At 35.8% G+C, this 15,761-nt stretch carries 12 protein-coding genes; 7 read left to right on the top strand and 5 right to left on the bottom strand.

The window, feature by feature from the left end; all coding sequences use genetic code 11:
* Window positions 1-38: 38 nt before the first annotated feature.
* The gene (folD, locus tag ACFIJS_RS04750) at window positions 39-938 is read right to left on the bottom strand and encodes a bifunctional methylenetetrahydrofolate dehydrogenase/methenyltetrahydrofolate cyclohydrolase FolD (protein WP_375624555.1); all 900 of its coding nucleotides are present in this window, start codon (window positions 936-938) and stop codon (window positions 39-41) included.
* Between the two features lie 314 nt (window positions 939-1,252).
* On the opposite strand from folD, the gene ACFIJS_RS04755 reads away from it, so the two are divergent.
* The gene (locus ACFIJS_RS04755) at window positions 1,253-3,133 is read left to right on the top strand and encodes an AsmA family protein (RefSeq protein WP_375650358.1); all 1,881 of its coding nucleotides are present in this window, start codon (window positions 1,253-1,255) and stop codon (window positions 3,131-3,133) included.
* 311 nt (window positions 3,134-3,444) lie between these two features.
* On the opposite strand, the gene ACFIJS_RS04760 is transcribed toward ACFIJS_RS04755, so the two are convergent.
* Window positions 3,445-3,588, bottom strand: coding sequence for a hypothetical protein (locus ACFIJS_RS04760; RefSeq protein ID WP_012754785.1), 144 nt, complete (start codon window positions 3,586-3,588; stop codon window positions 3,445-3,447).
* 235 nt (window positions 3,589-3,823) lie between these two features.
* Here ACFIJS_RS04760 and ACFIJS_RS04765 point away from each other — a divergent pair, with 235 nt between their 5' ends.
* The 3 genes from ACFIJS_RS04765 to ACFIJS_RS04775 all read left to right on the top strand — a co-directional run bounded on the left by ACFIJS_RS04765 (window position 3,824) and on the right by ACFIJS_RS04775 (window position 8,470).
* Window positions 3,824-4,567: a 16S rRNA (uracil(1498)-N(3))-methyltransferase gene (locus ACFIJS_RS04765; RefSeq protein WP_375650359.1), complete on the top strand. Its 744-nt coding sequence runs from the start codon at window positions 3,824-3,826 to the stop codon at window positions 4,565-4,567.
* Between the two features lie 68 nt (window positions 4,568-4,635).
* Entirely contained in the window at window positions 4,636-6,009 is a 1,374-nt protein-coding gene (locus ACFIJS_RS04770) for a glutamate--cysteine ligase (protein WP_375650361.1), read from the top strand.
* A gap of 1,105 nt (window positions 6,010-7,114) precedes the next feature.
* Entirely contained in the window at window positions 7,115-8,470 is a 1,356-nt protein-coding gene (locus ACFIJS_RS04775; RefSeq protein ID WP_375650362.1) for an L-cystine transporter, read from the top strand.
* A 7-nt stretch (window positions 8,471-8,477) separates the two neighbouring features.
* Here the strand turns inward: ACFIJS_RS04775 and ACFIJS_RS04780 are convergent, their stop codons facing one another.
* On the bottom strand, window positions 8,478-9,356 hold the full coding sequence (locus ACFIJS_RS04780; RefSeq protein ID WP_375650363.1) for a methyltransferase: 879 nt from the start codon (window positions 9,354-9,356) through the stop codon (window positions 8,478-8,480).
* 195 nt (window positions 9,357-9,551) lie between these two features.
* Here ACFIJS_RS04780 and ACFIJS_RS04785 point away from each other — a divergent pair, with 195 nt between their 5' ends.
* Both ACFIJS_RS04785 and grxC read left to right on the top strand, forming a co-directional pair.
* Entirely contained in the window at window positions 9,552-10,337 is a 786-nt protein-coding gene (locus tag ACFIJS_RS04785; protein WP_375650364.1) for a ComF family protein, read from the top strand.
* A gap of 48 nt (window positions 10,338-10,385) precedes the next feature.
* Complete coding sequence (grxC, locus tag ACFIJS_RS04790; protein WP_375624541.1) at window positions 10,386-10,640, top strand: glutaredoxin 3; 255 nt, start codon at window positions 10,386-10,388, stop codon at window positions 10,638-10,640.
* A gap of 20 nt (window positions 10,641-10,660) precedes the next feature.
* Here the strand turns inward: grxC and ubiG are convergent, their stop codons facing one another.
* Window positions 10,661-11,404 carry a bifunctional 2-polyprenyl-6-hydroxyphenol methylase/3-demethylubiquinol 3-O-methyltransferase UbiG gene (gene ubiG, locus ACFIJS_RS04795; protein ID WP_375650366.1) on the bottom strand — a complete coding sequence of 248 codons (744 nt, stop codon included), beginning with the start codon at window positions 11,402-11,404 and terminating at the stop codon, window positions 10,661-10,663.
* 189 nt (window positions 11,405-11,593) lie between these two features.
* Between ubiG and ACFIJS_RS04800 the strand changes: the two genes are divergently transcribed.
* The gene (locus tag ACFIJS_RS04800; RefSeq protein WP_375650367.1) at window positions 11,594-12,850 is read left to right on the top strand and encodes an aspartate kinase; all 1,257 of its coding nucleotides are present in this window, start codon (window positions 11,594-11,596) and stop codon (window positions 12,848-12,850) included.
* Between the two features lie 1,484 nt (window positions 12,851-14,334).
* Here the strand turns inward: ACFIJS_RS04800 and nhaA are convergent.
* Window positions 14,335-15,693 carry a Na+/H+ antiporter NhaA gene (gene nhaA, locus ACFIJS_RS04805; protein WP_375650368.1) on the bottom strand — a complete coding sequence of 453 codons (1,359 nt, stop codon included), beginning with the start codon at window positions 15,691-15,693 and terminating at the stop codon, window positions 14,335-14,337.
* Between the last annotated feature and the right edge of the window lie 68 nt (window positions 15,694-15,761).

The following is a 15,761-nucleotide window of genomic DNA, read 5'->3' on the forward strand; positions in this document are numbered from 1 at the left end:
TGTACAATGAAACCATATACAAGGTATTATTACAATTCTTAGAATTTTGGTATAGGCAGATTGTGTGATCGCGCGGCGGCTTTGAGTGTATTAACCATAAGCATAGCAATTGTCATTGGTCCAACGCCTCCTGGAACAGGGGTGATCGCAGCAGCTTTTTCTTTTACGTTTTCAAAATCGACATCACCAACAAGACGTGTTTTCCCTACACCTTTTTCTGGTGCAGCAACGCGATTAATACCGACATCAATAACGATTGCACCATTTTTTATCCAGTCTTTTTTAATCATTTGTGGGCGGCCTACAGCTGCTACTAGAATATCAGCACTTCGACACACATCATCAAGGTCACGGGTACGACTATGGGCAATTGTCACAGTGGCATTGGCTGCTGTTAAAAGGGCAGCCATAGGTTTTCCAACAATATTAGAGCGTCCAACAACGACAGCATCAAGTCCAGATAAATCTTGCCCACAGTGTTGTTCAATCATCATCATGGCACCAGCTGGTGTGCAGGGAATAATCGCATCTTCAAGTGCATTTGCTGCGAGTTTTCCTACATTAATATAATGAAAACCATCAACATCTTTTTGGAAAGCAACAGCTTGTGTTATGCGATTTGTATTCATATGAGCAGGGAGAGGTAGCTGTACCAAAATACCATGAATTTTGGGATCAGAATTTAATGTTGCAATAAGTTGAAGGAGTTCTGTTTCTTGCGTTTCTTTGGAAACGACATGTTTGATTGAAAGAAACCCACATTCTTCGGCTTTTTTATTTTTTGAGGCGACATATACTTGACTTGCGGGATCATCTCCAACGATAATAACAGCGATACTAGGTTGTATATTATAGTGATGGCGGAGCTTTGTTGTTTCGGCCTTAACTTTCACAATAATCTCTTCAGCAAGTTTTTTTCCGTCGATAATATTATTCATTCAGAGATCCTTTCGGTAAGGCTGTTTGTTTTTTTGTAAAGCATTTTCTAATAATACGATAGAGTTTTATAGCAATATTCATATGAGAACAGTCAGAATGGTTTTATAATGTTGTGGATTTATAGTTTTGAACACTTTTAAATAATTGCTTTATAAAGAAGCAGCAACATTGCTATTTGAATAAATTTTGGATAAAGAACAAAAATAATGAAGATACAAAGTGGATATAGTAAATTATAGGGTTATAAAAACTTTTTATGGTCATTTAAGTTTGTTTTTAATCTGTTATAGGGGGATAAGTATAGAGGGATATTGTGCGCATCAGAATCATAAAATTTTTGAGCGGAATTTTTATTACAATTATCTTTTTATTTGGAGTGGGGATTCTCATTTTACCTTATTTTATCTCTACAGATGCGATTCGTATTCGTTTAGCGCAGGATTTGAGCGCATGCACGGGTTACAATGTGCAATTGCGTGATCCACCGCGGTTACATCTTTTTCCTTATCCTAAAGCATTTCTTTCTGGCGTTACTTTAACATCAAAAATGGATGATGTTGCGCCATTAATGGAAGCTGAATCAATAGAAGTTGATCTTTCTGTTGTTGATCTTCTTTGGGGACATGTTTCTTTTTCAGAGACGCGGATTATGCGTCCTCAATTTGTTATGGAAAAGCCTGTTAAAACAATAGCAGATTTTTTTGATCGCTTTTCTCGTTCACGAGGTGCATTAGGGTTGGCAATACGCAATACGCGTGAAATATTAAAACATAATCCTGAACATCCAGAGATAGAGCACCTTTTCAAACAACCTTTTGGGCGGATTGTCATTAAAAATGGTGTTCTTGCGTATCACGATAGTTTTTCGGGGATAGCAGAAAAAATAACAGGATTAAATGCGACTTTAGATTGGCCGGAATCAACTCAGGAAGTACGATTACGTGCAGATGCGCGTTGGCGCGGAGAATTTACAAAGTTATCAATTGATGCTTCTCAAGCATTGCTGCTTCTTGCAGGAGGCAAAAGTCATATTAGGGCAAGTCTCAATTCTGTACGTGGGGGAATAACTTTTACAGGAAAAGCTCGGTTATCTGAATATTATATTTTTGACGGAAAAGTATCGATGCGTTCTCCTGGATGGAATCAGACATTGTCTTGGGTTGGTGGAAATCAGTTTTGGGGACATAAATTAAAAATACCTATTGTATGGGAATCTCATTTTTTAGCGCAGCCAATGCATATCCAAATGAACAATATTACATTTACGATGGGGAAAGCCAATGCGCGGGGAGCTTTAAAACTCGATTTTCAAGATTATGTACCAAATGTCATGGGCTCTTTAGCTTTTGATAAGCTAGACCTTAGCCTTTTAGGTTCAATGTTTTTTTCAGGTAAAAAGAAAAATGCCTTCTTTGATATGACAATTTTTGATCGTATTGGCGTGGATATACGACTTTCTGTGCCACAAGCCAAAATAGGAAATATTTCACTCACAAATTTAGCTGCTGCAATACAAATAAGAAATGGGCATGGTATTTTTGATCTTGGACATGCGAATATTTTTGGTGGATCTGTGCAAAGTAATATTGAAGTTACGTCAGCTGGACAGAAAGTGCGGATTGGAGGAAATATTTCAGGTGCTTCTATTGATATACAGGAGACTTTAGAAATTTTGGGATTTATTCCATTTATACAAAGCAAAACGAATTTTACTGCAACGGTACGAACACTTGCTGATTCTTGGCAAGGAATTTTTACGAAAATGCACGGTGAATTAACACTGAAGATGTCTTCTGGTCGGCTCTTAGGGTATGATTTGAATGAATTACAAACAAGACTTTTAAATAAACAACAATTTCTTTTAATGAAGAATGATACCTTTTCAACAACATTTGATCACTGGGATATTCAGATAAGCTTTTCTGAAGGTATGATGAAGGTGACAGAGTCATTAATGCATACAGCAGACTTGAGCTTATCTATTCAAGGAACTGTTGCAACTGCTATTGCGCAAGGGAAGCAGAATGAATTGATATTACAGGCACAACTACGTAAAAATTATAGATCAGAAACTTTATGTAAAGATGTCCAATGTCTTGCTAATAGCCTTGCATGGCCTGTTACATTTTCTCTAAGCTCTAAAGGACAAAATCATGGTAATTTTTGGGTTACAAAAGACACTGACGCAGATTGAGTATTGCTTTTCATCTGTATAACATTCTATCTTATAATGGTAATTAGTCTTTTTACAACTTAAAATTGTCTTTTAAATTTAAATCAGAGGTCCCACTATCGGAAGATTCTCTCATTTTAAATTCGTTCGTGATGAAGCAGTAAAAATCGTCCTCTCCATCATAAGTGTGGTTGGTATAGATAAATGTCTGAAGAGAGGAATAAACGCCCTTCTTATAAAATCTTTCAAATACAAGAGATTCATAATATTGGTGCAAATCTTATAAAAGTTGCTAAAAAACATTAAAATTTTAAGGGGGTGTCGGCCAGTGCTTATTGAATCCCAGAAGAAATACCATAGCCATCTTTGGTAATTGTATGCTTCCCGTCTGCTCCAACAGAACCAATTCCCACTGTAATCAAAATAAAGGCTAAGAGGGTTGTAATCGTAATAATTGTAGCTTTTTTAGCAGACATATTTTTCCTCCACGGATGCATCAATGACTGAATGCAAAGATGAATGGTGCATTATTTAAACTTTTATGAAAGCAGAATCACTTAAGGATCTATAAGTTCCTATTATTATCTCATAAAGCTGAAAAAACTCTATAATTCTTTAATATATTATAGTTCTATAGATATAATTTTTTCTTTTTGCTATATATTTTTCTTCATTTTCTCGTTGACGATAATGAGCATTGGCAAAATTTTTATGCGCATAAATTATAAACTTAAAAGATTATTTATTCGACAGACATTGGCTTTGAATGAAGAAATAAAGATAGAGGGGGCACAAGCTTCTTATCTTGTACATGTTTTGCGTATGAAAGAAGGAGCAGAACTTTTACTTTTTAATGGACAGGATGGTGAGTGGCTTGCTAAACTTATCATTGTTAAGAAAAAATTTGTTGTGGTTCAGCTTATCCATCAAGCAAGGTTACAAACGACGCATTCCAATCTTATTTATTGCTTTGCTCCACTCAAAAACGCGCGGTTGGATTATATGGTGCAGAAAGCTGTTGAAATGGGGGTATCGATTTTGCAGCCTGTTATAACGCATCATACGCAGGTTACACGTATCAATATGGCGCGTATGGAAGCCAATGTTATTGAAGCTTCTGAACAGTGCGGCATTTTATCTCTCCCTAAATGCGTATCTGCTCTATCATTAGCAGAACTTTTAGCACAGTGGGGTGAGACACAGCCTTTATTCTTTTGTGATGAAGAGCATAAATCGCATAATCCATTACCTTCTTTTAAAAAGCGTGACGTTACAACACCTGGTATTCTTATTGGACCGGAAGGTGGCTTTAGTGAAGAAGAGCGGAGCTTTTTAAAAAAACATCCTTTTGTGGTTCCAATATCATTAGGTCCGCGTATTTTACGCGCGGACACTGCCGCTGTTGCTGCTTTGTCTCTTCTTAATGCTACCGTGGGGGATTGGGCAATGGATTGAGAAATCTGTAAAATCATTCTAAACAATTCATTTAAGATGATGATACCAATGATAGGATACGATAAGTTATGGCGCTTGATATAACTGATGAAAGTGAAATTTATAACTTAGATTCCTTGGTTAGCTATTTCCAAGGGGGGTATAAAGCAGAAGATGATTGGCGTATTGGTACAGAACATGAAAAATTTCCGTTTTATAGAGATGGTTTTCACCCTGTTCCTTATGAAGGAGAGAGGGGAATCCGAGCGCTTTTAGAGAGGATGCAAAGCGCCTTAGGATGGAAACCTATTTTAGATGAAGAGAATATTATTGGGCTCGTAGGATCAGTTGATCAGGGAGCCATTTCTTTGGAACCTGGGGGACAATTTGAATTATCTGGTGCACCATTAAAAACAGTCGGTCATACATATTACGAGTTGATGGAGCATTTAACTCTTCTCAAAAAAATTGCAGAACCATTGGGTATAGGTTTTCTAGGTCTTGGAGCTAGTCCAAAGTGGACTTTAGCTGAAACGCCGCGAATGCCTAAATCACGTTATCAGATTATGACTGATTATATGCCTAAAGTGGGGCATAATGGTCTTAATATGATGTATCGCACATCAACAGTTCAAGTTAATCTTGATTTTTCATCTGAAAGTGATATGCGGCGAAAAATGCAAGTATCCATGAAGTTACAGTCCATTGCAACAGCATTATTTGCAAGTTCACCTTTTACAGAAGGACGCCCAAATGGCTTTTTGTCGTGGCGTTCTGAAATTTGGCGTAATACAGATAATCAGAGGACAGGCGTTCTTCCCTTTATATTTTCTGAGCGTTTTGGTTTTGCTGACTATGTTGAATGGGCCCTTGATGTTCCAATGTATTTTGTTGTGCGTGATGGTCGTTATTATGATTGTACACATATAACGTTCCGTCAGTTTATGAATGGAGCATTAAAAGGACAAGTTGCAAATTCAATTCCAAACATGGGAGATTGGATTAATCATTTATCAACGTTATTTCCTGAAGTCCGCTTAAAAAGATTTTTAGAAATGAGAGGAGCTGATTGCGGTTCTTGGAAGCGTATTTGTGCGTTGTCGGCTTTTTGGGTTGGGCTTCTTTATGATAGGGAAGCACTTAATGAGGCAGAGGCTTTGACAAAAGATTGGTGTTTTGAAGAAGTTTTAGATATGCGCCAACGCGTTCCTAAAGAAGGATTAAGAACTCCTTTTCGTCAAACTATTCTTTTAGAGTTAGCACGTCAAGCTCTTGCTATTGCCCGTAAAGGCTTAAAAAATCGCAACCAGTATGATATGAATGGTTTTGATGAAACAAATTTTCTTAATCCTTTAGAAGAGGTTGTTGCAATGGGACAAACAGATGCTGAAAAATTTTTGTCCCATTACTATTCTATTTGGAATGAGTCTGTAGAACCATTATTTTTAGAATGTGCCTATTAAATTTGAAGCAAAGATACTTCCTACTTTTTAAAAAATGCATATCACCGTGGTGGCTCATTCACTCATTTACTCTAGAGAGCATATCCTACCTTGCTTTTAACATTTCTCATAAAGAATACAATACAAAAATCTCTTGGGCAGTGTGATTTTTATACTCAATAATATCACGATATTTCCGTAATCTTAATGTTGTACCTTTGTGCTAAAGATAGTTCATAAGAGATATATTTAAGTTTATTATCAAACATTTTTTATTCACTTGGCTTATCCCACTTATGAATAGGTCTGAAAATAATATTTTTCACTTTGTAAAAGGGATAAAAAATATAATTTTCTTTTAATAGTCAATTATTATAATCCAATATACGATGCTTATATGGAAGAGCATTCTATTATACAAAAATTACGATATCAATATTTTCAGTAAGCTAAAAAAACAGTAGAAAAAACAACCATAGATCTATGTATGTATAACTCAAATTTATTTTTATATAAAACAGAAATATATTATGTAAATAGATAGAAATAGAGATTATAATATATAGAATTAATGTATTAATTACATTATTAACTATTAATAAATAAAAAAATTTCATTGAGAGCAAAGAAAGAGTGTATAAAAGGTGTTTTTAATAAAATAATTATATTTGAAGTGCTGATCAAAGCTGTTGAGAGTGCAGTCCATAAAATTAGCAAAAGTAGCTTGTTAGTGTATTTTCTAGAAAAATCATGAATGTTCGATTGTTAATTCATCCTTGCTTGGAAAGCTCACTTCAGTTCAAATAGAAAAAGAGAGTGGTAAGGACATTTATAGGATAAGATATGCTGGAATTATTCAGTATTAAGATGCAATGAATGTTGTTTATATTTCTCTTTTTAACTATTTTATGAGAGCATAAATTTAAAGAATAGGAAAATAATTTTATTTATTTTCTTTAAACAGTTATTAGTAGATAAAAAATTCTCTTTTAATCTATAAATTAAAAAAATAATGATTTTGTAAAAGCTTTGTAAGCTTTATAGGTTAATTTTAAATATCATGCATTGATTTTGAATTATGCAAATTATTTACGTCAATCATAACAATAGTAAGTGAGCATAGACAATGACATTTAATTTTTTAGTCAATTTATTTCTATTTGTTATTTTTTTATTGTTGGTTTCTCAAAGTAAGAGAATGCAATGGAGTCTTTCACTACGCGTTATGCTAGGACTTATCCTTGGCTTGATTTTTGGAAGTGTTTTGCAGTTTATTTATGGAGAGGGTGAAAGCACTTTATTGAAATCCGTTGAATGGTTTAACATTGTTGGTGAGGGTTATATCTTATTGTTGCAAATGATTGTTATGCCACTGGTTTTTATCTCTATCGTTTCAGCAGTTGCTCATTTACATTCTGTTTATGCTGTTGGAAAGATGAGTATAATAACAATTTCAATATTGCTTTTTACAACGGCTCTTTCCGCATTGGTTGGTGTGCTTGTGGTTAATTTTTTTGGATTAACAGCTGATGGTTTGGTGCATGAAGGGCAAAATGTTTCTGCTATTCTTGAAAGTCATATTTCTAAACTTGGAGATATGAATATACCAAAGATGATTTTGTCTATGATTCCTAAAAATCCATTTGCTGAGTTGAGTGGAGTTAAACGTACGTCAATTATTAGTGTTGTGATTTTTGCGTCATTTTTAGGTGCATCGGTTCTTCTTTTAAAGAAAGATGAGCCAGAAAAAGGAGAAAAAGCGCTTTTATTTATTCAAGTGGCACAAGCTTGGATTATGCGGTTAGTCCGTATTGTGATTGCTTTGACGCCTTATGGTATTTTTGCACTTATGACGAAAGTAGGAGCAATATCGCGTATTACAGATATTTTAAATTTACTGGTTTTTATCATTGCCTCTTATGTCGGTATTATTTTAATTTTTGGAATTCATGGTGTATTGCTTGGTATTTCTGGGATTAATCCCTTTCGTTTTTTCAAAAAGGTTTTACCGGTTTTAACATTTGCTTTTAGCAGTCGTTCAAGTGCTGCAAGTATTCCTTTGAATATTGAAGCGCAAACACAGTGGATAGGTGTACCACAATCCATTGCGAGTTTTGCAGCTTCTTTTGGGGCAACAATTGGACAAAATGGTTGTGCTGGTCTTTATCCAGCGATGCTTGCGACCATGATTGCACCCTCTATGGGGATTAATCCTCTTGATCCTACTTGGATTGCTACGCTTATTGGTGTTGTAACGTTGAGTTCTATTGGTGTTGCTGGTGTGGGGGGAGGTGCTATTTTCGCTGCATTGATTGTGTTACCAATTATGGGGCTTCCTGTTACTTTGGTTGCTGTACTTATCTCTATTGAACCGCTAATTGATATGGGACGTACTGCTCTAAACGTGAGCGATTCAATGATAGCTGGAACGGTCACCAGTCAAATATTACGGACAACAGATAAAAGTATTTTTAAAAAATAATTTTAGATTATATTTTTTGGGGCTGTAAAACATCTGTAAGAGATATTTGCGCTGAACCAGGCTGGAGCGGTTTTTGTTGATTGGGATGAGGAGCCCAACCAGAGAGCCAGATGAAAGAAAAATGTGCACGAATACGTCCATCAGGATCACTAAATCGTTGTGCATAGATTTCAGCTGCGCGGAGAAAAAAACGTTTGGATACAGGGCGTCGTGAACGATTGATGAGTGCATTTTGCATTCCCATAGCTTTAAGATCGTGCATAAGGTCAAACATTGTATTATAACGTATTGTGATATCTTCAACGTCTGCTACAGGAAGGGCAAAGCCAACACGCTGTAAAAGAGCACCTGCATCACGAATGTCGGCAAAAGGGTAGACCCTAGGGCTTGCTCCATCATAAATTTCACTTTCAGCTTGCAGCAAGCTTTCGCGCAATTCTCTTAATGTACCAGCTCCTGCCATAACAGCAAGAAATAAGCCATCTGGTTTAAGGGTATTTTTTATCTGGCTTAGAACACCAGGGGTATCATTGGTCAATTGTAATGAAAGAAGTGAAACAATAAGGTCACAGTAACTTTGAGGTAAATCAAGAAATTCTCGATGACGTAAATGAAATTTTTTATCATGGCTTTGATAAAGCGGATCTGTCTCAATGCGTTCTATGGAACAAACTTTTCCAGATTTCATTAAAGCTTGCGCAGCAAGGTCTGTATGGCTGTGTAAATCGAGAGCTAATGTAAAGAGGCGATCAACAGTGCTAAGGCGTTTATAGAGATCTTCTGCCATGTGAGAGAGTAAAAAGTCACATCCTTTTTTTGCTTTTTGAAAGGCACGTTTTCGGAATTGTTCAATGCGGTTATGATCAAAAATTAAAGGATGCGACATATTGTAGAACACTTTCGATCTATGAAAGAATATATTTTGAAAAGGTTCATTATTTGTGCAAGCTCTGTCAAGTTTATAATATGAAAGAAATAAATTTATAGAAGGTAAGAGTTTTTAAAGGAATTAAAATTATAAATTGAGGAAATACAAATGAACTTTTGTTCTGAGGGAAACTTGTAAAAGCCTAAATTTATAATGTTGTATTTTCGAGAAGCGGCGTTAAATAGCGGAGATATACTAAGTAAGTTCGTTGAACGCTTGAAAACGATGCTTTATCCACCAATTTGTCCTGGATGTAAGCAAAATGTTTCTACTTATGGTACGATTTGCTCCGAATGTTGGAAAGAACTTCAATTTATCACGAAACCTTATTGTCCTGTTATGGGGACTCCTTTTGTTTGTGATATGGGGGATGGTTTTCTTAGTGGTGAAGCACTCCGTAATACTCATCCTTTTTCACGTGTTCGCTCAGTCATTGTTCATAAAGGGCTTGCACGAACTTTAGTAACGCGCTTAAAATATGGTGATCATATAGAATTGGCATCATTTATGGCCAATTGGATGATGTTTGCTGGACGCGAGGTTATTGATGATTGTGATGTTATTATTCCCATTCCATTGCATTTTCGTCGTTTTTGGGAGAGGCGTTATAATCAATCTGCTGAGCTTGCACGTTATATTGCAGCATCACAAAAAAAGCTTTTAAAACCGAGTTGGCTTGTTCGTTGTCGGCATACCCGTCCGCAGGTTAGTCTTTCTTCGAGAGAGAGAAAACTTAACGTAAAAAATGCTTTTAAGGTTTCGCATAAAGTTAAAAAATATCTCAAAGGATGTTCTGTTTTGCTGATTGATGATGTATTTACAACGGGTGCAACAGTTACAGCAGCAGCTGCTGCATTAAAATATGCAGGTGCACGACAGGTTGATGTGCTAACATTTTCGCGTGTTCTCAAAGAAGATTCTATTTTTCCTTCTTCTTAAGAGGAATTTAAAGTGAATATTATTAAAAAAATATTGGAGGATAATACTATGAAAGAGATAATAATTTATACACGTCCTAACTGCCCTTATTGCACAAAAGCACGTGATTTGCTTGATAAAAAAGGCGTAAAGTATACAGATATTGATGCTTCCACATCCCTTCGCCAAGAAATGGTACAGCGCGCAAATGGACGTAATACATTTCCCCAAATTTTCATCGGTGATTATCACGTTGGCGGTTGTGATGATCTTTATGCTTTAGAGGCTGAGGGAAAGCTCAATTGTTTATTACAAGGCATATAATATTTGTAAATTACATATCCTTAAGACCGTTTTGCGAGAAGGAGATAGTTAACGTCCATGTCTTTTGAGCGATTCCAGCTATCGTTTAATGGGTTATAAGTAATCCCTATCTCATCAATGACAGTCAGAGCGTTTTTTGATAAGAAATTTTTAAGTTCTAGAGGTTTTAGGAATTTTTTATAATCATGGGTTCCTTTAGGAAGCCAACGTAGAATATATTCAGCACCTACAATAGCAAGCCCCCATGCTTTCCACGTGCGATTGAGTGTTGAGACAAACATTAGCCCTTGTGGTTTCAACATTTTTGCTGTAGCTGCTATGAAGAGATTAACGTCAGCGACATGTTCAACAACTTCCATATTAAGGATAATATCAAATTTTTCTCCTTCATTGGCAAGTGCTTCTGCTGTCGTCGTGCGGTAATCAATGGAAAGGTCATTTTGAGCTGCATGGGTTTTTGCGATTTCAATATTTGTTTGTGCAGCATCAACGCCTACGACCATAGCGCCAAGACGTGCCATTGGTTCACATAACAAGCCTCCTCCACAGCCAATATCAAGAATTTTCAAATTGTCAAAGGGCGTAAGCGAAGAAGGGTCACGATTAAACTCTAAACAGATTTTTTCTCTGATGTAAGCAAGGCGCGTTGGGTTAAATTGGTGAAGAGGTCGAAATTTTCCTTGTGGCTTCCACCATTCTGTAGCAATACGTGAAAAATGATCAATTTCACTTTGATCAATAGTTGTTTGTGTTTCATCGATCATGTTGCCTTCCTTTTATTTTTAATGATCAGGTCAAGTAGATTTTATACAAAGTCAAGAGAAATTAATATAATCATAATGAAACTTGCACAAATGATAGATATTCGCTATGTCGAGAAAATGGTTAGTTGATACAGCATCTAATTCTTATTACTGTTTGAGATAAGAGATGTAAAGGTAAGAGTGTTATTAATGGCGCGCATTGTCATGAAATTTGGTGGAACATCTGTAGCAAACATTGAATGTATTCATAATGTTGCACGGCATGTCAAAAGAGAGATTGATGCAGGCAATGAGGTTGCCGTTGTCGTATCTGCGATGGCTGGTAAAACCAATGAGCTTGTTCAGTGGACGTGTGATGCTTCCTCCATGCATAGAGATGCTCGTGAATATGATGTTGTGGTTGCTTCTGGTGAACAGGTTACTTCAGGTTTGTTGGCTTTGACACTTCAAGAAATGGGGGTGAATGCACGTTCATGGCTTGGTTGGCAAATTCCTATTCATACAGACAATGGGCATGGCCGTGCACGTATTACTAATATTGATGGATCTTTTTTAATCGAGTGTTTTCAGGAAGGTCAGGTTGCCGTTATTGCTGGTTTTCAGGGGTTAGCTCCGGATAATCGGATTTCTACCTTAGGGCGTGGAGGATCAGATACAAGCGCTGTTGCTATAGCCGCTGCTGTACAAGCTGATCGCTGTGATATTTATACGGATGTGGATGGTGTTTATACAACGGATCCACGTATAGAACCAAAAGCGCGTCGTTTATCAAAAGTAGCTTTTGAAGAAATGCTAGAAATGGCTTCTCTTGGTGCAAAGGTTTTACAAGTTCGTTCTGTTGAATTGGCAATGGTTCATAAGGTTCGTACCTTTGTGCGTTCAAGTTTTGAGAATCCTGATGCGTTAGGCATGAAGGACCCAATGAGTTCTTCTGGAACACTTATTTGCGATGAGGATGAAATCGTGGAACAACAAAATGTTACTGGTATTGCTTTTGCTAAGGATGAAGCCCAAATTTCCCTTCGTCGGCTTGCCGATCGTCCAGGGATTTCGGCAGCAATTTTTGGTCCCTTGGCTGAAGAACGCATTAATGTTGATATGATTGTGCAAAATATTTCTGAGGATGGGTCAAAAACTGATATGACTTTTACTGTACCATCATCAGATGTAGAAAAAGCCGTTACACTTCTTGAGAAGAATCGCAAAGAAATTGGATTTGATGTTCTCCAATTTGAAAGCGATCTTGCCAAGGTATCTGTGATTGGTATTGGAATGCGTAGCCATGCAGGTGTTGCTGCTACAGCATTTAAGGCTTTGGCTGAAAAGGGTATTAACATTCAAGCAATTACGACTTCAGAAATTAAAATTTCTATTTTGATTGATAGTGCTTACACTGAACTTGCGGTTAGAACATTACATGCTGTTTATGCACTTGATAAGAGATAAGCATTTTTTAGTTTCAACAAAGTTTCAATAACATAATGCTTTAATATATATTAATAATTTTTGTTAAGGATAATTTATATTTTTAACTTAAATAGAATATTTAATACAGCAAAACTCTCTCATTTTAAATTTGTTCATGATGAATTTAAAAATGGTTATTTATACATTATAAGAGAAAGATGTTTGGGTAAAAACTGTTTAAGAAGGGATATAAAATATGCCGTCTATAAACGTTTTAGAGCCTATAGAGAGGGATGAGAAGTCTTTAAGATAGCCCCTTTTTTATAGAATAAGGAACAAACCACTGCGTTTATGGCTTATAGCTCTTCAGAAGCACTTTTCATAAAATCATGTAACTATAGCTTAAAATTAATGATAATGTTATAGCGTATTGCTTTATAATTTCATTACTTAAATTTTTTCTCATATCTATTTATCTTTTTTTTGAATTATGATTAAGATTTTCAGAGTTTTCGATACCTCCATATGTTCTTTAGGTTAACTTTCTTCCCTTAACTACTATATTACAAGTATTTTCTTATCATGTTTACAGATTTTTCAAATGGTATTCTTTGTAAGTAAAACTCTTCTTGTAAGAAATATAGCCATTTTTATTATTCTAATTTCGTTAAATATTTTTTCCCACAGTTTGTTTTTATTCAGTATATGAATGCGAAACGTATTCTCATGTTTTGTAATTACTTTTTAATAGTAATGCATTCGAATGGGGACGTCCATTTGAAGTGAATATAAGATACGTTATCAAAGTGCGATAATTAATACACTTATTCCAAATAAAGATCTTTTTATAAATATTATTTTCTATAGTTTTTTGTATTTTTATTTTGTGCTTGTCTGGTATTTTTTATCGCTTAGTTATTTCATGTTGAATGTATAAATATGTTCCATTTTTTACATTTAGTATTAATAATCATTCCTTACGCACATAATTTTGAGTCTTAATTTTTTCTATATATTTCAATTTTGCAATATTCTGCAGGTAGAGTGATTCCTTCAATTTGTTTTTTTGTGCATCTTCGTACGCTTTCCCATCGGGAATAGTTACGGTTCTATACTTTATGTATCCAGGCAGAATAATTGGTTCTTCTATCAATCTTCTACTATATTCTTTCAAATATCTGGACTATTAACTTAATACCAGCTTCGATAATAGAAAGCATCTTGAGCACTACAACCTTTAATTTGTAAATATTTTTCTACCATTTCATTATATGCTTCTCCACCAGGAATAAGATAATACGCTTAAGCACCCAGTACATAGGGGTGGTTTAAAAGTTCTCTGCCATCATTGGTTGTATTAAATTGCCTACTATTAATTTTCTTCTTGTATAATTCAGAATTATACACAATGAAAAAAGCGTCTTGAGTAGTATAGCCTATATTTTTTAAATAGTTTACGATTTTTTTTATTTGTAAATCACTTTTTAAAAGTTTTGCATAAAAATGTATTCTCAGTTAGTTTGTCAGGAACTATGAGAAACTCCTTTATTGCGCTTAATATAAATAAATCCATATCCCAGACCGATAAGAGCAGATAAACCAGAGCCACAAAGGACCCCAATTTTTGCAGAATCAAGCAGAATGATATCTTTAAAAGCGAGCATTGAAACAAAGATAGACATTGTAAAGCCAATTCCTGCTAAAAAACCAATGAGTAAAACGCCGGTCCATGTCATATGAGGGGGTAGGCGGCATAGCCCTGATTTTACGGCTATATAACTGGCTGTGATAATACCAAGAGGCTTACCAACGAAAAGACCAATGACAACACCCAGGACAATCAAGAATGATTTGTCAGAAGAAAGATCAAAGTTTGCAAAACTTACTCCTGCATTTGCGAAGGCAAAAATCGGCATGATACCGTATGCAACCCACGGATGTAACGCTTTTTGAACACGTGTTACTGGAGCAATCATGGCCTGTTGTCCTTTGCGCATTTTTTTCAATGCGGTTGAAATATGATGCAGATCTGTTTTTGTATTTTTTTCTTGAAGAATTTGCATAGCGTTACTGAGCATGGTGAGTGGCGCTACAAGAGTACGGGTAGGAAGAACGGGAGTCATCATCCCTAAGATTACGCCAGCAAGTGATGGGTGAACGCCTGTTACCATTAAACCCCACCAGATGATTGCACCAGGTAAAATGTAAAGCCATGTTGATGCAAGTCCGATCCACTGAAAAAATAGCACCAAAGCAATACCTGCCCCTGCGATCATTAAACCGCTAGGATCAATGTTTGTTGAGTAGAAAAAAGCAATAATAAGAACAGCGATAATATCATCAATAATGGCTAATGATAGAAGAATAATATGAAGATTAGAAGGAATTTTTTTTCCAAGAAGAGCAAGAATACCTAAAGCAAAGGCAATATCTGTTGCTGTTGGCACAGCCCAACCGCCTATATGTCCCTCGTTAAAGTTGAAGATAAAGTAAATAATTGCAGGAACACAAACGCCCCCTATTGCAGCAACAATTGGTAAGATTGCTTGTTTAAAATCGGCAAGAGCACCTTCATGAATTTCACGTCGAATTTCCATTCCTGCGACGAGAAAGAAAATAGTCATAAGGGCATCATTAACCCAGAAATGTAAATCCCATGAAAGAGTGAAATGACCCAAATTAAAGCCAAGAGGTGTATGCCAAAAAGATTCATAGAAAGCAGCATATTTAGAATTGGCAAAAATAAGTGCAGAAGCAGCAGCTAATAAAAGAACAATACCACTAAGAGCTTCAATATGGAGAAAACGCTCGATAGCAGAAAGCGCTTGATTGGTGACACGAGAAGCACGATTAGGCAGGCGATTTGAAGATAAATCAGACATGAACAACTCCAAGCATCGACATTTTAGATTCTACATTCTCTGTATAAATGACTCTGTATGATACCTTC

Origin of the sequence: Bartonella sp. OT172YNZD (assembly GCF_042193725.1) — a bacterium.
Lineage (GTDB): Bacteria > Pseudomonadota > Alphaproteobacteria > Rhizobiales > Rhizobiaceae > Bartonella > Bartonella grahamii_A.

Coding starts and splice junctions, on each gene's coding strand:
- folD (WP_375624555.1), bottom strand. CDS start 938: ATGAATAATATTATCGACGGAAAAAAACTTGCTGAAGAGATTATTGTG.
- ACFIJS_RS04760 (WP_012754785.1), bottom strand. CDS start 3,588: ATGTCTGCTAAAAAAGCTACAATTATTACGATTACAACCCTCTTAGCC.
- ACFIJS_RS04765 (WP_375650359.1), top strand. CDS start 3,824: ATGCGCATAAATTATAAACTTAAAAGATTATTTATTCGACAGACATTG.
- ACFIJS_RS04770 (WP_375650361.1), top strand. CDS start 4,636: ATGGCGCTTGATATAACTGATGAAAGTGAAATTTATAACTTAGATTCC.
- ACFIJS_RS04775 (WP_375650362.1), top strand. CDS start 7,115: ATGACATTTAATTTTTTAGTCAATTTATTTCTATTTGTTATTTTTTTA.
- ACFIJS_RS04780 (WP_375650363.1), bottom strand. CDS start 9,356: ATGTCGCATCCTTTAATTTTTGATCATAACCGCATTGAACAATTCCGA.
- ACFIJS_RS04785 (WP_375650364.1), top strand. CDS start 9,552: ATGTTGTATTTTCGAGAAGCGGCGTTAAATAGCGGAGATATACTAAGT.
- grxC (WP_375624541.1), top strand. CDS start 10,386: ATGAAAGAGATAATAATTTATACACGTCCTAACTGCCCTTATTGCACA.
- ubiG (WP_375650366.1), bottom strand. CDS start 11,404: ATGATCGATGAAACACAAACAACTATTGATCAAAGTGAAATTGATCAT.
- ACFIJS_RS04800 (WP_375650367.1), top strand. CDS start 11,594: ATGGCGCGCATTGTCATGAAATTTGGTGGAACATCTGTAGCAAACATT.
- nhaA (WP_375650368.1), bottom strand. CDS start 15,693: ATGTCTGATTTATCTTCAAATCGCCTGCCTAATCGTGCTTCTCGTGTC.